General features: G+C 69.1%; 12 protein-coding genes. 9 read left to right on the top strand and 3 right to left on the bottom strand.

The window, feature by feature from the left end:
- The first annotated feature begins 33 nt into the window (after positions 1-33).
- Positions 34-3,945: a DNA-directed RNA polymerase subunit beta' gene (locus FHU35_RS26655; protein WP_145744611.1), complete on the top strand. Its 3,912-nt coding sequence runs from the start codon at positions 34-36 to the stop codon at positions 3,943-3,945.
- Positions 3,946-4,159: 214 nt separating this feature from the next.
- On the opposite strand, the gene FHU35_RS30250 is transcribed toward FHU35_RS26655, so the two are convergent.
- The 3 genes from FHU35_RS30250 to pdxR form a co-directional block, all read right to left on the bottom strand.
- A complete protein-coding gene (locus FHU35_RS30250) occupies positions 4,160-4,288 on the bottom strand; it encodes a hypothetical protein (protein ID WP_281290273.1) in 129 nt (42 codons plus the stop codon).
- 156 nt (positions 4,289-4,444) lie between these two features.
- The gene (locus FHU35_RS26650) at positions 4,445-4,879 is read right to left on the bottom strand and encodes a DUF6319 family protein (protein WP_145744609.1); all 435 of its coding nucleotides are present in this window, start codon (positions 4,877-4,879) and stop codon (positions 4,445-4,447) included.
- Positions 4,880-4,981: 102 nt separating this feature from the next.
- Positions 4,982-6,352, bottom strand: coding sequence for a MocR-like pyridoxine biosynthesis transcription factor PdxR (pdxR, locus tag FHU35_RS26645; RefSeq protein ID WP_246110592.1), 1,371 nt, complete (start codon positions 6,350-6,352; stop codon positions 4,982-4,984).
- 195 nt (positions 6,353-6,547) lie between these two features.
- Here pdxR and FHU35_RS26640 point away from each other — a divergent pair, with 195 nt between their 5' ends.
- From FHU35_RS26640 to FHU35_RS26605, 8 genes are all read left to right on the top strand, one after another.
- Positions 6,548-7,084, top strand: a complete 537-nt coding sequence (locus FHU35_RS26640) for a YbaB/EbfC family nucleoid-associated protein (RefSeq protein WP_186459632.1) — start codon at positions 6,548-6,550, stop codon at positions 7,082-7,084.
- Positions 7,085-7,097: 13 nt separating this feature from the next.
- Positions 7,098-7,406, top strand: coding sequence for an ESX-1 secretion-associated protein (locus FHU35_RS26635; RefSeq protein ID WP_145744604.1), 309 nt, complete (start codon positions 7,098-7,100; stop codon positions 7,404-7,406).
- Positions 7,403-12,799 carry a WXG100-like domain-containing protein gene (locus FHU35_RS26630; protein WP_145744602.1) on the top strand — a complete coding sequence of 1,799 codons (5,397 nt, stop codon included), beginning with the start codon at positions 7,403-7,405 and terminating at the stop codon, positions 12,797-12,799. Before FHU35_RS26635 ends, FHU35_RS26630 begins: the two co-directional genes overlap by 4 nt.
- A gap of 28 nt (positions 12,800-12,827) precedes the next feature.
- Positions 12,828-14,123: an ADP-ribosylglycohydrolase family protein gene (locus FHU35_RS26625; RefSeq protein ID WP_186459631.1), complete on the top strand. Its 1,296-nt coding sequence runs from the start codon at positions 12,828-12,830 to the stop codon at positions 14,121-14,123.
- A gap of 114 nt (positions 14,124-14,237) precedes the next feature.
- The gene (locus FHU35_RS29475) at positions 14,238-16,586 is read left to right on the top strand and encodes an ADP-ribosylglycohydrolase family protein (RefSeq protein ID WP_186459630.1); all 2,349 of its coding nucleotides are present in this window, start codon (positions 14,238-14,240) and stop codon (positions 16,584-16,586) included.
- A 119-nt stretch (positions 16,587-16,705) separates the two neighbouring features.
- Positions 16,706-18,745 carry an ADP-ribosylglycohydrolase family protein gene (locus FHU35_RS26615; protein ID WP_246110591.1) on the top strand — a complete coding sequence of 680 codons (2,040 nt, stop codon included), beginning with the start codon at positions 16,706-16,708 and terminating at the stop codon, positions 18,743-18,745.
- Between the two features lie 17 nt (positions 18,746-18,762).
- Entirely contained in the window at positions 18,763-22,596 is a 3,834-nt protein-coding gene (locus FHU35_RS26610; RefSeq protein ID WP_145744598.1) for an ADP-ribosylglycohydrolase family protein, read from the top strand.
- A complete protein-coding gene (locus FHU35_RS26605; protein ID WP_145744596.1) occupies positions 22,593-24,029 on the top strand; it encodes a TNT domain-containing protein in 1,437 nt (478 codons plus the stop codon). Before FHU35_RS26610 ends, FHU35_RS26605 begins: the two co-directional genes overlap by 4 nt.
- Positions 24,030-24,266: the final 237 nt, after the last annotated feature.

Raw genomic sequence — 24,266 nt, 5'->3', positions numbered from 1 at the left:
GAAGCACCATTCGACCAAGGGAGAAGACCCGACGTGCTTGACGTCAACTTCTTCGATGAACTCCGCATCGGCCTCGCCACGGCCGACGACATCCGCCAGTGGTCGTACGGCGAGGTCAAGAAGCCCGAGACCATCAACTACCGAACCCTGAAGCCGGAGAAGGACGGGCTCTTCTGCGAGAAGATCTTCGGTCCGACCCGGGACTGGGAGTGCTACTGCGGCAAGTACAAGCGGGTCCGCTTCAAGGGCATCATCTGTGAGCGCTGCGGTGTCGAGGTCACCCGCGCCAAGGTGCGTCGTGAGCGGATGGGCCACATCGAGCTGGCCGCCGCGGTCACGCACATCTGGTACTTCAAGGGCGTTCCCTCGCGGCTGGGCTACCTGCTGGACCTGGCCCCGAAGGACCTCGAGAAGATCATCTACTTCGCGGCTTACGTGATCACCGGTGTGAACACCGAGCTGCGGCACAACGACCTGTCCACGCTCGAGAGCGAGATCAGCGTCGAGCGCAAGCGGGTCGCCGACCAGCGCGACGCCGACCTGGAGGCCCGGGCCCAGAAGCTCGAGTCCGACCTGGCCGCGCTCGAGGCCGAGGGTGCCAAGAGCGACCAGCGCCGCAAGGTCAAGGAAGGCGCCGAGCGCGAGATGAAGCAGCTGCGCGACCGCGCGCAGCGCGAGCTCGACAAGCTCGACGAGATCTGGGACACCTTCACCAAGCTGGAGCCCCGTCAGCTCATCGCCGACGAGTCGCTCTACCGCGAGCTCTACGACCGGTACGGCGAGTACTTCACCGGTGGCATGGGCGCGGAGGCGATCCAGAGCCTGCTGTCGAACTTCGACATCGGCGCCGAGGCCGAGTCGCTGCGCGAGACCATCCGCAGCGGCAAGGGCCAGAAGAAGCTGCGCGCCCTCAAGCGGCTCAAGGTCGTGGCGGCCTTCCAGGCCACCGGCAACGACCCGAGCGGCATGGTGCTCAACTGCGTGCCGGTCATCCCGCCGGACCTGCGTCCGATGGTGCAGCTCGACGGTGGTCGTTTCGCGACCTCCGACCTCAACGACCTGTACCGCCGCGTGATCAACCGCAACAACCGCCTCAAGCGACTGATCGACCTCGGTGCTCCCGAGATCATCGTCAACAACGAGAAGCGGATGCTGCAGGAGTCCGTGGACGCGCTGTTCGACAACGGCCGTCGCGGACGTCCGGTCACCGGCCCGGGCAACCGGCCGCTGAAGTCGCTGTCCGACCTGCTCAAGGGCAAGCAGGGTCGTTTCCGCCAGAACCTGCTGGGCAAGCGAGTCGACTACTCGGGCCGTTCGGTCATCGTCGTCGGCCCGCAGCTGAAGCTGCACCAGTGCGGTCTGCCGAAGGAAATGGCCGTCGAGCTGTTCAAGCCCTTCGTCATGAAGCGGCTGGTCGACCTCAACCACGCGCAGAACATCAAGTCCGCCAAGCGGATGGTGGAGCGCCAGCGCCCGCAGGTGTGGGACGTGCTGGAAGAGGTCATCGCCGAACACCCGGTGCTGCTCAACCGCGCGCCCACGCTGCACCGCCTCGGCATCCAGGCCTTCGAGCCGCAGCTGGTGGAGGGCAAGGCCATCCAGCTGCACCCGCTGGTCTGCGAGGCGTTCAACGCGGACTTCGACGGTGACCAGATGGCGGTCCACCTGCCGCTGTCGGCCGAGGCCCAGGCCGAGGCCCGGGTCCTCATGCTCTCCAGCAACAACATCCTGTCGCCGGCCTCCGGTCGGCCGCTGGCGATGCCGCGTCTGGACATGGTCACGGGCCTGTACCACCTGACCCGCCTGGTCGAGGGCGCCAAGGGCGAAGGCCTCGCGTTCTCGTCGGTCGGCGAGGCGATCATGTCCTTCGACCGCGGTGTGCTGGACCTGCAGGCCAAGGTCAAGATCCGGCTGCGGGACCTGGTCCCCAACGCCGAGCAGATGCCGGAGGGCTGGGAGCCGGGTCAGCAGTGGATCGCCGAGACCACGTTGGGCCGCGTCTGGTTCAACGAGCTGCTGCCCGAGGACTACCCGTTCGTCGACGACCTGCTGCCGAAGAAGAAGCAGGCCGCGATCGTCAACGACCTCGCCGAGCGGTACCCGATGGTCACCGTCGCCCAGACGCTGGACAAGCTGAAGGACGCCGGTTTCCACTGGGCCACCCGTTCCGGTGTGACCGTGTCGATCACCGACGTGGTCGTGCCGCCGAACAAGACCGAGATCCTGGACAGCTACGAGACCAAGGCCGACCAGGTCGAGAAGCGGTACCGCCGCGGTGCGCTGTCCTACCAGGAGCGCAACGCGGAGCTGGTCAAGGTCTGGACGGCGGCCAAGGACGAGGTCGCCGAGGCCATGGAGACCAACTTCCCCGAGGACAACTCGATCAGCACGATCGTGAAGTCCGGGGCGGCCGGTAACATGACCCAGGTCGTTCAGCTGGCCGGTATGCGTGGTCTGGTGTCGAACCCCAAGGGTGAGTACATCCCGCGCCCGATCAAGGCGAACTTCCGCGAGGGCCTGTCCGTGCTGGAGTACTTCATCTCCAACCACGGTGCCCGCAAGGGTCTGGCCGACACGGCGCTGCGTACCGCTGACTCGGGTTACCTGACCCGTCGTCTGGTGGACGTCTCGCAGGACGTCATCGTCCGCGAGACCGACTGCGGCACCGAGCGCGGTGTCAAGATGCCGATCGCCGAGGTGCTGCCCGACGGTCGCGTGCTCCGTCACCAGTACGTCGAGACCAGCGTCTACGCCCGCACGACCGCCGAGGACGTCACCGACGCCGACGGCAACATCGTGCTGGCTCGCGGGTCCGACCTGGGCGACCCGGCGATCGAGAAGCTGCTCGCGGCGAAGGTCACGAAGGTCAAGGTCCGCAGCGTCCTGACCTGCGAGTCCGGCGTGGGCGTCTGCTCGGTCTGCTACGGCCGCTCGATGGCCACCGGCAAGCTGGTGGACGTCGGCGAGGCCGTCGGCATCGTCGCCGCCCAGTCCATCGGTGAGCCCGGTACGCAGCTGACGATGCGCACGTTCCACCAGGGCGGTGTCGCAGGTGACGACATCACCACTGGTCTGCCGCGTGTGCAGGAGCTGTTCGAGGCCCGCGTCCCGAAGGGCAAGGCCCCGATCGCCGACACCTCCGGGCGCATCCGCATGGAGGACAACGACCGCTACTGGAAGATCACGATCATTCCGGACGACGGCGGCGAGGAGATCGTCTACGACAAGCTGTCCAAGCGTCAGCGGCTCGCGGCGATCTCGGTCGACGGCACCGAGCGGCAGATCACCGACGGCGACCACGTCGAGGTCGGTCAGCAGCTGCTCGAAGGTGCGGTCGACCCGCACGAGGTGCTGCGCGTGATGGGCCCCCGCGAGGCCCAGCTGCACCTGGTGAACGAGGTGCAGGAGGTGTACCGGTCGCAGGGTGTGGGCATCCACGACAAGCACGTCGAGACGATCGTCCGCCAGATGCTGCGCCGGGTCATCATCATCGACTCGGGTGCCACCGAGTTCCTGCCCGGTTCGCCGGTCGAGCGCTCGCAGTTCGAGTCGGAGAACCGCCGCGTCGTCGCCGAAGGCGGGGACCCGGCGTCCGGCCGTCCGGTGCTGATGGGCATCACCAAGGCGTCGCTGGCCACCGAGTCGTGGCTGTCGGCGGCTTCCTTCCAGGAGACGACCCGCATCCTCACCAACGCCGCTATCGAGGGCGCGAGTGACAAGCTGGTCGGCCTGAAGGAGAACGTGATCATCGGTAAGTTGATCCCGGCTGGTACGGGCATCAACCGGTACCGCAACATCCAGGTGCAGCCGACCGAGGAGGCACGGGCCGCGGCCTACGCGATCCCGTCCTACGACGACAGCTACTACACCCCGGATGTGTTCGGCGCCGGCACCGGTGCGGCCGTCCCGCTGGACGACTACGACTTCGGCCGCGACTACCGCTGAAGTCCTGAGTGACCAAGAGCCCCTGCCCGACTCCTCCGGGCAGGGGCTCTTTCTCGTGGTGCAGCGGGTGATCGTGCTCGATGCTGTTGTGCGCTATTACCAGCGGTTGGGCGCGCTGAATGAGGACGCCGCTGCCGGTGTCCGGCGTTGCTCGCAGCGAATCTGCAGCTCAGACACCCTCCGGCGCTGACGGCGGTGACGCCGCGTCGATCCTCTAGCTGCGGGGTTCGTCGGGCGTGCTGTCCGCAGGTGCGGGCTGCGACTGGGTGTCGTAGTAGTCGGCGAGGGCTTCCGCCTCGACCTTGGGCATGGGGAGCGTCTGTTCCGCGGGGGCTGGACTCATGTGTCGGAAGCTAGTGCAGAGCCACCGGCTAGCGGAACCGTTGTTGATCATTTCGTTGACTTCGGGACATGAAAAAGCCCCTGCGTGGCAGGGGCTTCTTCATGTCCAGGGGGCCGTGCCTGGGAGGGGACCACGGCGCCCCGGGAGTTCAGCGGGTCAGGCTTCGAGGTCGGCGAGGGCCTTGCGGACCCGCTCGACCTCGGCCTCGAGCTCGGCGAGCTTGGCCTCGTGCTGCTGACGGGCCTCGTTGATGACGCCCTCGATTGTCTCGGAGATCTCCGAGTTGAGCTCGGCGGCGGCCTTGGACACCGCGGCGGCGGCGACGGGCAGGGCCTGCACGACGCGCTTGCCCTGGTGCATCAGGTCGGCCTGCCACTCGCCGTCGGCGCTGCCGGTGACCGTGAGCGTGAGCTCGACCGTGCGGGTCTTCTTCGCCGTGCTCTTGCGGGTCTGGCGCTTCTTCGGGGCCTCGGAGCTCTCGGCGGCCGCCGACGCCTGGGATTCGGGAGAAGCGGCCTCGGTCGCGACAGCGGAGGTGGCCGTGCTGTCGGCGCCGGTGTCCTCGGCCGGGGTGGTCTGCTCTTCGGTCAACTCAGTCTCCTGTTTATCGCGGGAGGGGACACCAGAATAGAACAAGTGTTCCCCAGCTGTCCTGGCGACACGTCGGTCGTCGCTCGGTGTCGCACGATCCGGTCATCGTTCGAGGACGGCGACCAGTGCTTGCAGTGCGGGGCGGAACGCGCGGTCGGACGGTGCGGCGTACCCGACGATCACGCCGGGCGGGTGCGCGCCGGGGCTGACCCAGTGCGGTCCCAGCACCTGGAGCTCCACCGAGTGCCGCCGAGCCCTGTCGAGAACTTCGAGTTCCGTGGGTCCCTCCGGATCCAGCTGCAAGGTCACGTGCAGGCCCGCCGAGATCCCTGCCGGGTGAGGCCGGTGGTTCGCGCGCATCCCGCGCAGGGCTTCGCCCAGCTGCTCGCGGCGGTGCCGGTAGGTGGCGCGCGATCGGCGGACGTGCTGATCGTAGGCCCCCGACAGGATCAGCTCCGCCATGGCCAGCTGTTCGAACAGCGGTGCGTGCAGTCCGCTCTGCCGCTTGAGGTCCCGCACCGGTTTCACCAGCCGCGTCGGCAGCGCGAGCCAGGCCAGGCGCAGCGCGGGCGCGAGGGTCTTGCTCGCCGTGCCCGCGTAGACGACGTGCTCCGGGGCCATCCCCTGCAGCGACCCCACAGGTTGCCGGTCGAAGCGGAACTCGCCGTCGTAGTCGTCGTCGATGACCAGCAGGTCCTCGTCCTTGGCCCGCCGCGCCAGCTCAGCCCGCCGCCCGGAGCTCATGCTGACGCCGAGCGGGAACTGGTGAGCGGGGGTGACCACCACGGCACGGCTGCGCAGCATCGACACGTCGATGCCCTCGCCGTCCACCGGGATGCCGTGCACCGACATCCCGAACCCGGCCGGGATGTCCCACAGGTGCGGCGCCGACGGGTCCTCGAAGTCGATCGAGATCTCGCCGTGGTCGGCAAGGGCATTGCTGAGCAGTGACAACGCCTGCGTGTAGCCGTTGCAGACGATGATGTTGCCCGCCGTGGTCGCCACTGCCCGCTCGCGGGCGAGGTAGCCGGCGAGGGCTTCGCGCAACCGAGGATGTCCTTGCGGATCGCCGTAGTCGAGGTCGTCGGTGGGTGCGTCGCGCAACGCCCTGCGGCTGGCGGCGAGCCAGTCCCGGCGGGGGAACGAGCTCAGGTTCGGTCGTCCCGGGCGGAAGTCCCAGCGAGCGACGTCCGGCTGCGCGGGTTCGGGTGCGTCGGGAGGAACGGGTGCCGCGAGCAGCTCGGCGACGACGGTGGGGGCGCCCTGCCTGGCGACGAGGAAGCCCTCCGTGACGAGCTGGTTGTAGGCGCGGGTGACGGTGCCGCGAGCGATCCCGAGCTCGTGGGCCAGCGACCGGGTCGACGGGACCCGGCTGCCCGCCGCCAATGATCCGTCCCGGATCGCGGCTCGCAGGGCTTCGGTCAGCTGCCTGCTGTCCGGGCGAACCAGCTCAGCACACCATCCAACCGTCACGCCCCCGACCTTAATGCCTGCCGCAGGGCTCGCTCCGCCCTGCGGTGGGCGTGGCGGAGCCCCGCGTCGGCTCCCATCGGCCGGCATCCGGCAACCGTGATCCTCGCCTCGACGGGAAGGCCGCCGAACGGACCTCCCGTGCCATGATCGGTTGATAATCTCCTCATCCGCTGGACGGGATCTACGGGGAGTGCTGTGGCGGAGGACTTCGGCAGGGACATCGGTGCTGCTGAGCGGATGGTTCGGGATTGGCAGGACCGGGCTCAGGAGAAGGCGGAGAAGTTCAACCGGCTGCAGCAGCAGGTCGAGGGCATCTCGGTGACCGAGTCGACGCGCGACGGCGCGATCCAGGTGACGGTGGCCTCGTCTGGGATGCTGCAGAACCTGCAGCTCGCCGACAACGCGAACAACCGCCCGATGCCCAAGCTGGCCGCGGAGATCATGCGGCTGGTGCAGCAGGCGCAGGCCAAGATCCCCGGCCAGATGGAGCAGGCCGTCGAGGACACCGTGGGGCTCGCCGACTCGGCCGCTCAGCACGTGCTCGGCCAGGCGCGCAAGCACTTCCCGGAGCCGCCGCCCGAGGAGGAACCGCCGCGCGGGACCCGGGCGAACGAGATCCGGACTCCTGCCGAGGACGAGTCCCCGCCGCCGCGTCGTCAGCAGGCGCCCGGCCGTCGCAAGCCGGACGACTTCGACGACGAGGACTTCGGCAACGGCTCCTTCCTGCGCTGAACGGGGATGACACATGCCTGACGAGATGAACGTCGTCATCGAGAACCTGCGCACCCACGCATCCAAAGTGGACGGCGTCGTCGATCAGCTGGGCACGGCGATCGACGCGTCGCAGCAGGTTTCGCTGGACAACGACGCCTACGGGATCCTGTGCCGCCCGTTCGCGTGGATGATCGACCCGGTCGAGCAGATGGGTGTCGAGGCGTTGCGCACGGCGGTGACCTCGATGCAGGAGATCGCTGACAACGTCCGCGCCAGCGCCGAGGACTACCAGCAGGTCGACGACCACAACAGCGAGCTGATCCGCGGGGTGCAGCCGTGAGCAACCCGCTCGTCGCGCAGCAGCCCGAGAGCAACGACGGTTTCATCACCAAGGGCACCGGTGACGCGGGCTGGGCAACCGGCATCGGCATCGCCGAGTCCGTCAACGACGTCTCCAGCCTCAACGAGGGATCCAACTGGGTCGAGTCCGGGCTCGCCTACGGCGGTCTCGCGATGGAGGCCGTCAGCGCCGCAGTCGATCCCATCGGCACCCTGCTCTCCTACGGCCTGTCCTGGCTGATCGAGCACGTCCAGCCGCTCAAGGAAGCCCTCGACTGGTTCGCCGGCGACCCCGACGGCGTCGAGGCCTACGGCAAGACCTGGGAGAACGTCTCGAAGGCGGTCAGCGAGGCCGCTGAGCAGTACAACGCGGCCGTCAAGGCCGACACCGCGGACTGGACCGGCGCCGCGGGCGACGCCTACCGCAAGACCGCTGCGGAGAAGGGCGAAGCGCTCACCGGTGCGGCCCAGCTGGCGGGCACCATCAGCTCGGTCGTGACGATCATGGGCGAGGTCGTCTCGTTCGTCCGGGAGTTCGTCCGCGACCTGGTCGCCGACTGCGTCTCGCGGCTGATCACCTACGCGCTGGAAGCCGTGCTGCCGCCGATCGCCTCGCTGGCCTGGGTGATCCCGCAGGCGGTCGCGTTCATCTCGAAGACCGTCACGAAGATCGTCGACATCGTCACGAAGCTGACCAAGACGATCAGCAACGTCTCGCCGAAGCTGGCCAAGCTCGCCGAGGTCTTCGGCGACATCATGAAAACCCTCGGCAACATGGGCAAGGCCACTGCCGGGGGGCTCGGGAAGGTCGCCGACAAGCTCGACGTCGCCGAACACCTGGCGAAGAAGACGTGGCAGAAGGTCGACGACACCTTCGGCACCGACGTCGTCGGTCGGCGCAACGCCAGGATGGGTGGGCCGGACGCGCCTGACGGCGCCGACTCCCCGGCCGACTCCGAACCCGGTGGAGGCTCGGGAGGTTCCTCCTCGGCTTCCGAATCCGGGGGTTCGGGTTCCTCGGGCGCATCGGGGTCGTCGTCGCCGGGTGATGCTCAGTCCTCCGTGCGGTCGGAATCCGCCGGGGGCTCCAGCGGTTCGCGTTCCGATCCGGGCTCGGGCGATTCGTCCCCGAGCGGGCGCACCGAGGCGGAACCGGGGACTTCCGGGGGCCGCACGGATGCGGGTTCGGGTTCGCAGCCGCACGGCGACGCCGGCCAGAGCTCGGGTGGTTCGTCGCGCACGGACGCCGACTCGGGTTCGGGGTCCGGCGGTTCGACGAACTCCGACGCGGGTTCGCAGGCTCGTGCCGATTCCCCCTCCGACTCCGGCTCGCAGGCGCGCACGGAGTCCAGCGCTGATCCCGGCTCGGGGACGCAGGCGCGCACGGATTCGAGCCCGGGTTCCGGGTCTGATGCGCGCCCGGACGTCAGTCCTGATCCCGGTGGGCAGGCTCGGTCCGAGTCGTCGAGTTCTGCTGGAACGCAATCGGATTCGGGGACGTCCGGTCAGAGTCAGTCCAGTGGTTCGGGCTCCGGCGGTGCGGGCTCCGGCGGTGCGGGCACGCACACCTCCGATGTTCCGCGAGAACCTGCGCACACCTCCGCTGCCGGTGTTGAAGCTCCGGCCAAGCCGCCGGAAACCGCTGCGCCGCAGTCGTCTCCGGCGCCGCCGCGCCCTGACCAGCCGTCGGGGGCAGCCCCGACGGGCGGGGCGAACGCGCCGGGGAGCTCGTCGGCCCCGGGTGGCAGAACGCCGTCGCCGCGTGGCGGACGTCAGGGCGGACAGGCAGGGTGGACCGGCAGCTCAGGACTTCCTGGTGCTGCACGGGACCTCCCGTCCCACGCGCCCCGGACACCGCGCTCTCCGAGCCACCCTCCGAGCCCGCGCCCGAACGGCCCCGGACCCGCGCACCCGCACGCGCCGAGGGGCGGGTCGCCGATGCCCACCCGGGCCCCGCACGCTCCGGCTCCGATGCGGTCCGCTCGTCCCGACGCCCCGCACACCCCGTCCCGGCCCGGCACGCCCGTGCAGCGGCAGCAGGTCGCCCCGCCGCGCCCGGAGCAGCTGCGCACGGCCGACTCGCCGCGCACGCCGATCCCGGCCCAGCGCACGCCGGAAGCGCCCAACAGCCTTCCTGAGCAGCCACGACCCGACGCGCCGAAGATCTCGACGGCGGATTCGATGGCCGCTGAGACCCCGCCGAAGGACCAGTGGCAGGCCGGGCACCACATGGTCGAGCACACCCCGCGCCTCGACATCTCGCCCGAGCTCCGGAACAAGCTCGGGTCGTCCCTGAGGGACATCGAGGCCACCGGTGCGGGCCTGTCGTTTACCAAGCCCCCGGTGAAGGACTACTTCGGCCGCGCCGACTGGGCGCACAAGCGCCCCCGGTGCTCGGTCGACCCGAACCGCTTCACCGTCGAGATGCACGGCAGCCCGGACGGAGTGAAGTTCAAGGGCAACCAGCTGGACGCGAAGGAACTCGCCGAGATCATCAGGGGATCCTCGGGCTACAAGGACGGCACCCCGATCCGCCTCGTCTCCTGCGAGACCGGCGCCGACGTTCCCGATGGTTCGAAGAACTTCGCCCAGCAGCTCTCCGAGGAGCTCGGCGTCGAGGTCCTCGCCCCGAACACCAACGCCTGGGTCGACAACTACGGCAACATCTACGCCAACGAGTCCAGCGCCAAGTTCGACAAGAACGAGCCGGGAACCCCGAAACCCAGGCTCGACTCCCCGGGCGAGTGGACCGCCTTCCGCCCCGACGGCACCAAAGCCGTCCACAGCAGCCCCTACCCACCAGGCCACCAACCCGAATGGGTCCGCCACGGAATCCAAGCCGAAGGCGCCCGCATGCGAGGACTCTTCGGCCGCAAGGACGAAGACTTCTCAACAGACCCCGTCACCGGCCACAACTACAGCAATGCCCCACCCCAGGGGCACGGCCCGCCGCAGGGGCAGTACGGCCCGCCGCAGGGGCAGTTCGGTCCGCCGCAGGGAAACTACGGCCCCCCGCAGGGGCACTACGGCCCGCCGCAGGGGCAGTTCGGACCGCCGCAGGGGCAGTTCGGCCCTCCGCAGGGAAACTACGGTCCCCCGCAGGGAAACTACGGTCCCCCGCAGGGGCAGTTCGGTCCGCCGCAGGGAAACTACGGCCCGCCGCAGGGACAGCACGGTCCCGCGCAGGGACAGCACGGCCCGCCCCAGCAGCACTTCCCGCCGCAGGGAAACGTCCCGCAGGGGCAACACTTCGTGCCCCAAGGTCAGCACCCCGGTCCTCAGGGGCAGAACCTCGGACCGCAGGCCCAGCACTTCCCGCAGCAGGCGAACGTCCCGCCGGGACAGCACTTCCCGCAACAGGGCAACGTGCCTTCGCAGCCGCAGAACGTCGGGCCGCCGAACCAGGGGCTTTCACAGCAGGCCCCGCACCCGCAGTCCGGGCCGAACCAGGCGTACTCGGCGCCGCCCAGCCACTCCCAGCACGGGTACCCGAATCCTGGTCACCCGCCGCAGTCCCACCCTCAGCCGAACGGTCCGAAGCCCACCACAAGTGCTGCTCCGCACGCGCACCTGCCGCAGAACAACCCGCAGGGAGTGCACGGTAGTCACCCTCCGCAGGTTCAGCACGGCCCTGGGCAGGCGGGATATGCTCAACCGCCGCATCCGGGGCAGCTCCAGGGCGTACCGCAGAGTTCCTATTCTCCGCCGAACCAACAGACGCACGGCCCTTCCGCGCAGGCTCCTCAGAAGGGCCCTTCGGCGCCCCAGCCGCAGTCTCCGGTGTCGAACCCCGGACCGAGCGCGTCGTCACCGGCTGCTCCAGGAAACCCCGCGCAGCACGGGCCCGGACCGCAGGCGAGCCAGCATCAAGCGATGCCTCAGGGGGCACATCCTCAACCCTCCTCACCGAACTCAGCGCTGAAACCGCCGGTGCAGGCATCGCCGACAGCGCATCCGGGGAGCCCTGTCCCGCAATCCGCGGGTAAGCCGCAGGCCACGCCCGCCCACTCATCGCCGCAGCCGCAGCCGCAGCACCAACCGACGACGCAACCGAAGCTGTCGCAACAGCCCGGCCCGGCATCGCCGCCGCCGAAGTCGCCGGACCTCGAACCGGGCGCGCAGAAGCCGGGAAGCGCACAAGCTGTGGGGCAGAGTGCACCGAACTCCCCATCGCAACCGAAGGTGAACGGGCAGGACACCTCACCGAAGGGGGGAGACTTCGAGGAGCTCGCACCGTCCGGCACAGCAGAGCCGAACGTGCATCCCGAACAGGCCGACGTGTCGTCGCCTGGGACGCCGAAGCTTGACGATTTCGAGCCGAAGGGCGCTCCGGCATCGTCGCCTTCTCACGTCGGCAAATCGGGCTCGGGGCAGTCCGAGCCCTCGGCCATGACTGATGGTGGCCCTTCAGTCGGGCATGGCCCGAAGCTCGATGATTTCGAGCCGAAGGCCAATTCGCCGGTGCCTGCGTCGCACACGGGCCCGCCGCCTCCGAAGCTCTCGTTCGATCAGATGCTCAACGGCACGGACACGGGTGTCCCGGACGCACCGGATGCTCATCCGCACGAGCCGGCCGGCGGCGAAGAATTCAGCCGGCCCGCTCCGAACGTGCCCGAGCACGGTGTTGATCCACCGAACCCGGAATCGTTGACGAACGGGGATCCTGACGGACCTCCGCGCGGCAATCCTGACTTCGTCGCCAGTCGCGAGGATCAGGAAGCGTTCCTCGAACATGCGAGGAACAACTGGCAGTTCACCCTGTCGACTCCGCAAGAGCTTCAGGAGCTGCGAGCGAAGCTCTCGCCGCGGCTCGATGCCATGTCGGATGCGGAGATCGATGCGATCCGCACCTACACCCGGGACAACGGAGACACCTACCGGAGGCTGAACGAGGCGCTGCGCAACGGCCAGGCCGACGGGTACGAGCCGTACCGCCGGACCCTCACCTCGGCGTTGAACAAGCTACGTGCTGCGAACATCGAGGCCGGCCTCGGTCCGATTCCTGGGCAAAAGCTCCTTCGCGGGATGAGCCTGGACCCGAAGGCCCTCGAGCAGTTCCGATCGGATCACCAACCGGGCGGGGCCGTGGAGCACAAGGGATTCATGAGCACCGCCTACGGGCGGGACGGGTTCGCCGGAAACGTCACCATGGAGATCTACGGGCACTCCTTTACTGATATCCGTGACCTCTCCCGCTTGGACGAGGGGGAGTTCCTCGGAATTGACGGAGTCCGATTCATGGTCACGGAATTGCGCGACAAGCCTGATGGCGGTGTTCATGTGGTTATGGAGGAGATCACTGAACACAGCACGATCAGGGCGAGCGCCGGAGATGTCGACATGAATTCCGAGCGGAGCGCGTTCGATAAGATACTCAACGGGTTGGACGGCTAAAATGGCGTCGAACGGCGAAGGGAATGCGATGGCTGAGGCAGGACGCGAGGGCGGCGGCCCTGTTCGCCGTGTCTTGGTCACTCCGCAGGAGGAGCGCTTTCTCGGACTCTGGCAGGACTTCTGGTGGAGCACGGGGAAGCAGGTCCACGGCCAGGGAACCTTGTACCGACTGGCGGCCCATTCCTTGAGCGCTGCGGAGATGGAGCGCTGGCACGAACGACAGCGCATGGCGGGCGAGGAGATCCCTCGATACGCGCCCATCTTTCGGGAAAGCGCAGCATCCAGGATCTCCCGTGCTCTGCCTGGCATGATTCTCGGCGAGCTCGTGGGCGACGCGGTGGGGATCTCCGCGGCGGATGGTGCTCCGTTCGGCCAGTCCAGCTCGTTCGCTCAGCTGACGTTGTTCTCACTGGAAGCCTTGATCGCGACGCGTTTGTGGGCGGACGTGAACGGCAAATGGGCCGATCAGGAGAATCTGCGGGCCGCTGAGTTCTTCGCAGTTCTGATGTGGGGGCACGCGCAGGGGACCGCCTGGTCGGAGATCATGAGCGGTGACCGTGCTGCGCGCTTCCCGCATCCCCTGGGCTGGTTGGCGGCGCGACCGGAGATGCGTTTCCGGGCGCACCCGGACGAAGCGGCGCTCGGCGCGGTGCGTGATTTCGCCACTCGCAACCGGGCGAGCGCCGTGGCCGGGAACGATTCGAGGTCAGCTGGTGTGCTGGCTTCGAGCGTCCCCCTGGCGATGTGGTCCGATGCTCCGGACCGATTGGTCGCACTCGCTACGAAGAACGCTGCCCTCACGCACGGAGCGCCGCAGGCTCACGTCTCCGCCGCTGCTCTGGCGGTCGTCTGCAACGCGCTGCTCAACGAGCACGACCTCCGCACAGCGGTTCGCGAGGCGATCGAAGCGGTAGGTGCCTTGGATGGCGCGGCCGATACCGTGCGTGCCCTTGAAACCGTGCTGACGGCAGCGGAAGTCAGCACGGTCGAGGAGTTCGCGAGGACTTTCGACGGGGTCTGGACCGCAGACGCGGTGCTGGGTGTGGCCGTGCATGCGGCGATGGTGCACGGCCGCGACTTCGATCGCGCGGTGACTGAATCAGCCGGCGTTCAGGGGGACAGGCCGGCTACTGCCGGAGTGTGCGGGGCTTTGGTGGGGATCGCATCAGGCGTCGCGGCGATCCCCGCGGCACGTCTGAGTCCACTCGCAGTGGGCGGTGTCGCGCAGGAATTGATCGATGACGCGTTGGCTGAATTCGCCAGCGCGAATCCGCCGCGGTCGCAGGAGTGGCACGACCGCTATGACCACTTGCGCGGATTGTGAGGGTGAGCGTTGACTCAGCATGATGGTGGTCGGCGCCCGGTTGAAGTGACGTCGGAGGAAGAGCTCGTACTCGACGAACTGCGTCTATTCCTTCAGGACTCGACCAGGCAACGGGTGGAGGACGCCGACTTCTTCGAGACTTGGCACGGCGTCACCGAGGACCGCTTGCGGCAGGAACTCGAAGCGGACGCCCAGAAGCCCCTTCCCTTCTGGTGGTATCGGTCTTCGATCGGGCTCACCGGGATGCTCTTCGGTGGCGCGGTCGGTGATTCCTTCGGTCAGACCGCCGAAGGCCGCCCGGTCGCCGAGCTCGCTCGTACCGCGTCCGGTGACATGGCTGATTCATGCGCCTTGGGCGTGACCACCGCATGTACTCGGAGGTCGCTTCTGTTCGCCGAGGCCATGGTGTGCGGGCACGTCGCGTTGAGGCGAGAGGAATCCGTCGACCTGGATCGGTTGGTCAGCGAAACCTATCGGCGATGGCTGCAGGTTGAGGGGGTCGGTTCCGGAGCTTCCGGGGGATGGCTGCTCTCCGACTCCCGGCTTCGGGGGGACGCGCACGCGGAGAAGCAGATGCTGAACGCTCTGGCTCTCCAATCGCGTGGTGAAGATGCGTTGGATCGGTTTCCGGCTTCGAGGGTGCTGGCCCACGCAGCACCGCTGACCTTGTTCTGGGACCGCAGTTTCAATCCGCGTCCTGAGCGTTCCCAGGAGAAGCTGCTCGCTTTCGGCATCGCATTCGGTGGTCAGACGCACACGTCACCGGTTGAGCGGCTGGCCATCGCGACGCTTCCGCTGCTCGCTCGGAGGCTGCCGTCGGATCAGACCGTGTTGCGTGCGCTCTCCGCTGCGGAATACGCATTGCACCAGGTTCCCGGGCACGAGCGGGTGAGTTCGGTCGTGCAGCGGGTTCGCCAGTTGCATCAGGACGAGGTTGATCCAGTACCCGCTGTGGAGCAGCTGGCGAGGGAGTTCGATTCGGACAGCGCCCTGGGCGTTCTGGCGATCGCGGTCTACGCCGCTGCTCACGGGAACAAGACGAGTTTCGCCAACGGTCTGGCGGTTTCGGTGCTGCACGACGGGGACCGGCTGGCTTCGTCGACGGTGTGCGGGCAGATCATGGGAATGAACCAGGGCCCGGCCGTGATTCCACGCCGGTGGCTCGAGCAGCTGGACGTCCGCGACCTCGTTGAGCAGATCGCCTCGGACGTGGTTCGCGAGGTCGGCCCGCACTCGCCGGTCAGCGATGAATGGTTCACCCGGTACTCGCTCGCGAACTCGCACGAGCTTGCCCCGCCCACTGAGGGAGCGACTCCCGCAGCGGTAGCGGAGACGCAGACCGCGGACCAGAGGCAGTCCACCAACGCGCCACCACCCGACCCGCATGAGCGGTTCCACGGTTCCATGCTCGCTGGTGCGATGGGTGATGCGCTGGGGTATGCGATCGAGTTCAACGACATCGGGATGATTCGTCGTCATCACGGGGAGAACGGGCTGGTCTCGCCGGTCCTGCGGAACGGTGTCGCGCAGATCTCGGATGACACGCAGATGATGCTGTTCACCTTGGAGGGGTTGATCCGGGCGCACGTGGCGCGGCGCATCGAGCCGCGGGACAACGATCCGATTCCCGAGGTGCAGCACGCGTATCAGCGGTGGTTCCACACCCAGAGCCAGTCGTGGCAGGTTGCCGGCGGGCCGTTCGCGCGTCAGCTGCAGCGCCCGGACGGCTGGTTGATCACCAACCCGGAGTTGTTCTCGAATCGCGCGCCGGGCAACACCTGCATGTCGGCTCTGGCGAACTTCGCCCAGACCGGGGTGTTCGCGACTCCGCAGAACCGGGTCAACGACTCCAAGGGGTGCGGTGGCGTGATGCGCGCGGCTCCGGCCGCGGCGTGGTCCAACGATCCCAGCGAGGTCTTCCTGGTCGCGGTGCGGACGGCGGCGCTGACCCACAGCCATCCGAGCGGGTTCCTGTCGGCCGGGGTGCTGGCGGTGATCGTGCACCAGCTGATCCGCGAGGTTCCGCTGCGCGAATCCGTGAGGTTGGCGAGGGAGTTGCTGACGCGGTGGCCGCAGCACGAGGAGCAGCTGCAGGTCCTCGATCGTGCGGTGGGCTTGGCCGAGCGTGGCCGGGTGTCGCCGGAGGAGCTGAAGGGCGAGCTCGGCGAGGGCTGGGTCGGTGAGGAAGCGCTGGCCATCGGTCTCTACGCCGTGCTGGCCACCGACAACCTGCGTGATGCGCTGCTGCTCTCGGTGAACCACTCCGGCGATTCGGACTCCACGGGGATCGTGTGCGGCAACATCGGCGGCGCGCTGTACGGAACGCGCGGCATTCCGCAGGACTGGTTGCAGCAGCTCGAGCTGCGCGAGGTGATCGAGACCATCACCAACGACATGCTCGCCGAGTTCAGCCCGGGACCGCCGACGGATCCGTCCTGGACCCAGCGCTACCCGGCCTGGTGATTGCGCACCGCGGAGAACGGGTGCGATGAAAGACGTGCGGATCAGGCCGAAGAGCTGCGCCTGGCGACGATGCTGAGCACGAGCCGAAACCTCCACAACCACCGGAAGGGGTCGCAGTCGTGAGTTCCCAGGAGGGGGCGGGGATGACCGCGCTGGAGCAGGCGATCGAGCGGTACGCGAAGGATCCTGAGGCGATTGGCCAGGTCTACCAGGAGTTCTTGACGGCGGAGTTGTTCTTGGTGAGTTCCGAGAACGAGCCCGAGCCCGTCATGGTGAGCGTGAAGGGGCAGGAGAAGCAGCAGATCTGGGTGTGCACCAGGAAGGACAACGTTCCTGATTTCGCGCCCGGCACGGCGGTGGTGAACGGGTACCAGCTGCTGCCGAGGCTCGCGGAGCTCAACGTGCACGTCGTCGCCTCGCCGCACGCCGCGGACGTGATGCTGATCGGTTCGCGGGCGATCATGCACTCGGCGCCCGAGGCGACCGAGGAGATGCGCGCTGCCGCCCGGCACGCTCCCGGTTCGTGGATCGGTGCTCCTGACCGCATGTACCAGGGGCGTCCGCGCGAGGAGATTCCCGGACACGCCTTCGTGGGGGCGTACTGGGCGGACGAGTCGGGCGAGCTGACCGACCGGTACAGCCCGAACTCCGAGTACCGGCCCTCGCCGAAGACGCTGGGTTTCCCGGAACCGGTGAGCGACCTGGAGAGCTTCCTGCACCTCCAGGCGACCGGCTACCTCTCCGGCAGTTCGCTGGTGACATTGCTGGAGCCCTGCGATTTCGCGCTGGTCGTGGAGGAAGACGGGACCCCGTCGGCCTTTCCGCTCAACGGTGGGCTCGTCCTGGTCGGCGCCTCGTCCGTCAAGTACGTGCCGGACTTCGCGAAGAACGCGAACAAGGCCAACCTCGCCGCCATCGAGAGGCACCTGGACGAGGTCGGTCTCGTCCTCGACCTCGGTACGCGGCATCAAGCGCACATCCCGGGTCCCATGCTCAAGGAGCAGCTCGAGAAGAGCCGGAGTGCGGAGCAGCAAGCGGCTCAAGCTCAACCGACGCCGGCGCAGCAGCCGCCGGACGCCCACGAGCGGTTCTTCGGGTCGATGCTGGGTGGGGCGATGGGGGATGCGCTCGGGTTCGCGATCGAGTTCTACGACATCGACTCGACTCGGCGGGAGCACGGGCCTGCCGGGATCACCGGGCCCGTGCTGCGGGACGGTGTCGCGCAGATCTCGGATGACACGCAGATGATGCTGTTCACCTTGGACGGGTTGATCCGGGCGCACGTGGCGCGCCGGATGCAGCCGACCGACAACGATCCGGTTCCCGAGGTGCAGCACGCGTATCAGCGCTGGTACCACACGCAGGGGCCGGAATGGCGTGCTGCGGGTGGGCCTTACACGCAGCACTTGCAGCGGCCCGACGGGTGGTTGATCACCAACTGGGAGCTGTTCGCGAGTCGGGCTCCGGGCAGCACCTGCATGTCGGCGCTGTCGAACTTCGCGCAGACCGGGGTGTCGGCGACGACGCACAACCGGATCAACAACTCCAAGGGGTGCGGCGGTGTCATGCGTGCCGCGCCGGTGGCGGTGTGGTCGAACGATCCGGCCGAGGTGTTCTACGCGGCCGTCGGGACGGCGGCGCTGACCCACAGCCATCCGAGCGGTTTCCTGTCGGCCGGGGTGCTGGCGGTGATCGTGCACCAGCTGATCCGCGAGGTTCCGCTGCGCGAATCCGTGCGGTTGGCGAGGGAGTTGCTGACGCGGTGGCGGGAGAACGAGGAGCAGCTGCAGATCCTGGACAAGGCGGTCGCGCTGGCCGAGCGGGGACCGATTTCCCCCGAGGAGATCGCGCAGGAGCTGGGCGGCGGCTGGGTCGGTGAGCAGGCTCTCGCCATCGGTCTCTACGCCGTGCTGGCCACCGACAACCTGCGTGACGCACTGCTGCTTTCGGTGAACCACTCGGGGGACTCCGACTCCACCGGGATCGTGTGCGGCAACATTGGCGGGGCGCTCTACGGGACTCGGGCCGTTCCACCGGACTGGCTCGGGACCCTCGAACTGAAGGGCCTGGTCGAAACGGTGGCCAAGGACGCGCTGGCGGAATTCAGCCCGGGACCGCCGACGGACCCGGCGTGGACGCAGCGCTACCCCGCCTGGTGAGCAACGAGGAGAAGGCGATGACCGACCCGCAAGGACAGCTGAGCTGGGCCGATCGTTTCCGCGGTGCGCTGCTCGGCGGCGCCGTGGGCGATTCCCTCGGCGCCGGCGTCCGGCACACCACGACTGCCGAGATACAGCAGTGGTTCGGGCCGCGGGGCGTCGTCGACTACCTGCCGGTCTACGGCAGGCGCGGAGCCGTGACCGACCTGACCCAGCTCACCGCGTTCACCCTCGAAGGCCTGCTGCGCGCGAAGGCCGAGGGCTGCACCGGGCTGCCCACCGAGTTCGTGTTCGCCAACCACCTGCGCTGGCTGCACACCCAGGGCGTGCCGTGGGAGTACGCGATGTCGGCGTTCGCGGCGACCGAACCGGCACCCGCCAGCTGGTTGCTGGAACGCCGGGAGCTCTACTCCACCCGCAACCCGGCGGGCAACGCGCTGGGCCTGCTCGGGCGCATGGCGGCGCGCTCGCCGCTCGGTCCCGACGGCATGCTGCACCCGCCGGTGGACGTCGACGGATCCGCCGACTACCCGGTGATCGCCGCTCCGGCGATGGTGTGGTCCAACGTGCCCGAGGGCGTGTACGCGGCGGGCGCGGGCGTCGCGAACCTCTTCACCTCGGGCGCCAACTCGATCGCCGCCGCCGGCCTGCACGCCGACGTGCTCGCGCAGCTCATCCGCGGAATTCCGCTGTGGGACGCGGTCACCGGTTCCGACCAGCGCAGGCTCAACGCCGCCTACCGGGTGCCCGGGGTGCCCGCCGACGTTCGCCGGACCGTGCACGCGGCCATGTTCGTCGGCCAGCGCGGCGGAACACCCGGACCGCTGGACATCGACATCGAGTTCGACGTCGTCGACAAGCCCGGTGAGCTCGGGATCGCGCTCGCCGCCGTCGGCAGCACCCGCACCTTCGCCGACGCGGTGCAGGTCGCGGTGAACAACTCCGCCGACAGCGCCGTCACCGGTGCGCTCGCCGGACAGCTCGCGGGCGCGCTGCACGGTCCCGCCGCGATTCCCGCGCCGTGGCTGGACGAGCTCGAGCTCCGCCAGGTCATCGAGACCTTGTGCGGCGATGCCGCGGAGGCGTTCGCGCCGCCGCCACCGCCCCAGTGGGCGCAGCGCTACACGCGCGGGCCCCAGCAGCCGGGCGCCCGGCAGATCGCCGCCGGACCCGCGAAGACCGTCGAAGGATCCGCCGAGCAGACCATGGTGATGCCGGCGATCAGGGACGATTCCCCGCCTCCTGCTGCGCAGCCGACGCCGCGGCCGCCCGCGCAGCCGACACCACCGCCGCAGACGGCCGCCGCCCCGGCACCGCTCACGGTCCCGGAGCCGCCCATCGACCCGGAACCGCCGGTGCAGGAGGACGTTCCGCGGTTCGAGCCGCAGGACGACGCGCGGATCGGCGCACCGACCTTCCCCACGCGCGCCGAGGTCCGCGAACCCGAGCAGCAGGCCGAGACCACCGCCGTCTTCGCGGCGATCCGGGACGAGCCGGAACCCGAGCAGAACCCCCTCGACCTCGACATGCGCTCCCGCACGCCGATCGACCTCGACCCCGGCGAAGTCGAGGAACCGGAACCGGAGGTCGAGCAGCCCGCCCCGGCTCCGGAGACGCCCTTGGTCGATCTCGCGCCCGAGCCGGAAGTCGAGCCCGAGCCCGAAATCGAGTCGGAGGCGGTGAACGCGCAGGTCGTCGAGGCCCTTGCGGAATCCGACGAGGACGAGGGCTCCACCGTGGTGGACGTCAGCGGCATCGGATCGCCCTTCGACCTGATCGCCGTTCCGCACCGCGACGAGAACGAGCCCGCGCCGGACGCCCGGTTCACCCGCGACGCCGATCCGGAATACCGCTTCACCGACGCGGACGCGGACGCGGACGTCGACGTCGTCTCCGGCACCGATGCGGAGCCCGAGCCGACGCCGATCGACCTGAGCCCGGAGCCCGACGCCGTGCCCGCCGTCGCGCGGCTCTCGGCGGTCGAGACGGAGCCGGACGAGCCCGAGCCGGCCGTCGCGGAATCAGACGTGGCGGAATCGGACGTGCTCGAAGAGGCCGTGTCCGAAGTGGCCGTGGCGGAACTGGCCGTGGCGGACGAGGACACCGCCGAACCGGAGGACCTCCAGGACGTCGAAGCCCTGGACTCCGAAGAGGACGCCGAGTACGAGGACGTCACCGAAGCCGAAGCCGAAGCCGAAGCCGAAGCCGAAGCCGAAGCCGAAGTGGAAGCCGAAGCCGAAGTGGAAGCCGAAGCCGAAGCCGAGGCCGAGCCGACGAGGATCCCGCTGCCGGAGGAGGCAGTGCGGGAACCCGAAGAGCCCGTCGTGCCCACCACCGAAGACCTCGTCGAGGACGCCGCCCTCGACGAGGACACCGCGGCGGTCGAGGAAGCGGACGTCGACGCCACGACAGCGGTTCCCGGCACCGGAGCCCCGGCGTTCGTCCCCAGGACCGCAGACGAAACCGCCGGAACCGCAGCGGGAGCAGCGCCGGCGGACACCGGCGAAGAGGTTCCGGCCGAGCCGGAATCGCAGGTCATCGAGGCCCCTCCGATCTCCGGCGGTCGTCGGGTGCACGCCAAGAACGAGGGCCCCGGTGACGCGGCGCCGTCGCTGACCGAGCGGGTCCTGGGCTGCTTCCTCGGCGGTGCTCTCGGTGACGCGCTCGGAGCCGACCTGGAGTTCGCCACCGCCGCTCAGATCACCGAGCGCTTCGGCCCGACCGGCCCCAGCGGCCTGCGCGAGGCCTACGGGGTGCACGGTGCGATCACCGACGACACCCAGATGACGCTGTTCACGGCCGAAGGGCTGATCCGCGGCAGCATCGCCGCGCGCACGCACGGCGTCGAGGACCCGCTTCCCGAGGTGCAGCTCGCCTACCAGCGCTGGCTGCACACCCAGGGCGTCGAGTGGGACGCGGCCGCGGGCCCGTTCCTCGACGACCACCCGATGCCGGACGGCTGGCTGGTCGAGGTCCCGAGCCTGTTCCGCACGCGGGCGCCGGGCAAGACCATCTTCCGGGCGCTGACCGACTTCGGGGACGGCAACCCGGCCGGTTCGCTGACCCAGAAGATCAACAACTCGAAGGGCTGCGGCGGCGCGATGCGCGCGGCTCCGGTTTCCCTGGCCTCCACCGACCCGGCGGAGGTCTTCGAGCTGGCGGCGCGCACCGCGGCCCTGACTCACAGCCACCCGGCCGGCTACCACTCCGCGGGTGCGCTGGCGGTGATCGTCCAGCAGGCGCTGCTCGGCCGCAGCCTCGACGACGGCGTGTGGCTGGCCCTGCAAGTCCTGGAGACCTGGGAAGACCACGAGGAGACCACCGAGGCGATCAAGGCCGCGGTCGGCCTAGCCGCCGAAGGCGTTCCCTCGCCGGAGCGCATCGCCGAGGTGCTCGGTGGCGGCTGGGTCGGCGAGCAGGCCGTGGCCATCGCGGTGTGCGCGGCACTGGCCGCGGGCGAGGACGTCGAGCTGGCGCTGAAGATCGCCGTGCACCACGACGGCGACAGCGACTCCACCGGCGCGATCTGCGGCAACATCGTCGGCGCTTTGCAGGGCGTCGGCGAGCTGCCGCTGGACTGGCTGGCCGAGCTGGAGCTGCGCGACGTCATCGAGCAGATGGCGCTGGACTGCGTCGCCGAGTTCGGCCGCGGTGGGTTCCAGCCCGGCCGGGCCGCCATCGAGCCGCCGTCCGATCAGGACTGGAACGAGCGCTACCCGGTCCGGTCGACGTGGTCGGCCGAACCGGCGACCGTCGGTGCCGAGGCCGGCGGGTTCCCGTCGCCGAAGCCGGCACCGCGCCGCCGCCTCGACGGGGTGGCGCACACCGAAACAACTGAGGGGAACAGTTGATCAACGTCAGGCAGGGTGACCCGTTCCCGGTGCACCCGCCCTTCCCGGCTCCGGCCGCCTTCGGCGCTTTCCCGGATCGCACCGCGCAGCTGGAGGAGCTGCTGCAGGCCCTGCGCGCCGTGGCGGGCAGCGGCGAGATCCGCTGCACCGCCCTCGGGACCCGCTTCGAGTCCGACGCGGGCGACGAGGCGTTCGAGCTGCTGCGGAGGCTTCGCGACGTCGGCTACACCCCGGACGCGGGCGCCTGGACCTCCGCGGTCTTCGCCGGCGGGGAGCTGCACACCTCCTTCGACGAGCCGCAGTGGCGGAACCCGCCGGAGGACGGCCGCGCGCACCTCGACGAGCTGCGGTTCTACCCGCGACGCGATCCCGCGCAGTGGTTGCTCGCCCCGGCCTGGGACTACTTCGTCGACTCCGTCACCTACCCGGACGGCGCGACCGGTCCGCTGCGGATGCTGCCGGTCTTCGACGGGCGCGACGCGCAGGGTGCTCCGCAGGTGTTCCGGCCCGCGGTGCCGTGGATCGAGAAGCGCGAGGTCTTCAGCTACCTCAACGGCGGCGAGATCGTGCTGTCGGCGATGTCCACCGACGCCGACGAGCTCGACCCGCAGCGCGGCGCCGAGGTGCCCAAGCAGTTCCACACCGACGGCGTGTGGGTGTGGCCGCAGGCGATGGCCTACTACCTCGAAGAGCACGACATCGCGCCGCCGCCGGAGTTCCTCGACCACATCCGCCGCGCCCGCTACCAGGCGCCGACCACGGTCGCCGACATCCGCTCCGCCGAGGCGAAGTCGCTGATCCTGGCCAACGACCCGGCGTCGATGCTGGCGCACCGGCCGGAGGACGCGTTCGTCGCGGTCGGCGCGCACCTGGCGGCTCAAGGCGTGAGCAGCCGGTTCTACAGCTTCGACGAGCCGGTCGGCGGCGGCTGGAGCATGCGCCCCGAGCCGGACGGATGGTGGGCGGTGGAGGCCCACGACGACCGGCCGAACCCCAAGCACCGCTTCCCGGACCCGTGGACGGCGGGGTTCTTCCTGATCGGTGCGATGACCGTCGAGCGCGAGCGCTACCTGCGAGAGCCGGACGAAGCGCTGCTGGACTTCGAGTGCCCGTGGCCGGAGATGTCCGACGAGCCGCCGCTGTCGTCCTACGACCAGAAGTTCGTGGTCCGGCTGCAGCCCGGCGACGAGCTCGACCGCTTCGGCGAGCCCACCGGCAACACCGCGTTCGTCGCGGGCACCACGCTGCCGCAGCGCAGCCTCCCGCCGGGTCGGGAACCGGGGCCTTACCGCCGCTACCGGGTCGCGCAGCCGTTCGACGCGATCACCGGCATCGCCAAGCCCGATCACGGCCAGGTCGGCGGCGGAACCGCCTTCGTGCTGCCCAACTCCCTCAAGGTCCTGTCCGAGGAGGGCTGGCTCGCCGAGGCCTGATCGATCTTCGCGCGCGGTCCCACACCGCGGCTGAGGAACGGGGTGCCCGGACCGGGCGCCCCGTTCTCGGTCGTGCCGGAGGGGCTTGTCGCACGGGGTAGGCTGACGCCAGCAGTCGATGAGAGCTCGCACCTCATTCGAGGCGCGCACGCCGCGCCGGGTGATCGAGCAGGTCAAGAGGACCCCCCGTTTTGACCCTCTGAGAACGGGCCGGGTATCTTTGTTTATCGGACCCGA

The sequence above is a fragment of the Saccharopolyspora dendranthemae genome (assembly GCF_007829955.1).
GTDB lineage: Bacteria > Actinomycetota > Actinomycetes > Mycobacteriales > Pseudonocardiaceae > Saccharopolyspora > Saccharopolyspora dendranthemae.
This window is presented reverse-complemented; position numbering and strand designations above follow the sequence as displayed.

Bases quoted from the DNA above. Each gene is read 5' to 3' on its own strand.
- FHU35_RS30250 (WP_281290273.1), bottom strand. From the start codon at position 4,288: ATGAGTCCAGCCCCCGCGGAACAGACGCTCCCCATGCCCAAGGTCGAG.
- FHU35_RS26635 (WP_145744604.1), top strand. From the start codon at position 7,098: ATGCCTGACGAGATGAACGTCGTCATCGAGAACCTGCGCACCCACGCA.
- FHU35_RS26625 (WP_186459631.1), top strand. From the start codon at position 12,828: ATGGCTGAGGCAGGACGCGAGGGCGGCGGCCCTGTTCGCCGTGTCTTG.
- FHU35_RS26610 (WP_145744598.1), top strand. From the start codon at position 18,763: ATGACCGACCCGCAAGGACAGCTGAGCTGGGCCGATCGTTTCCGCGGT.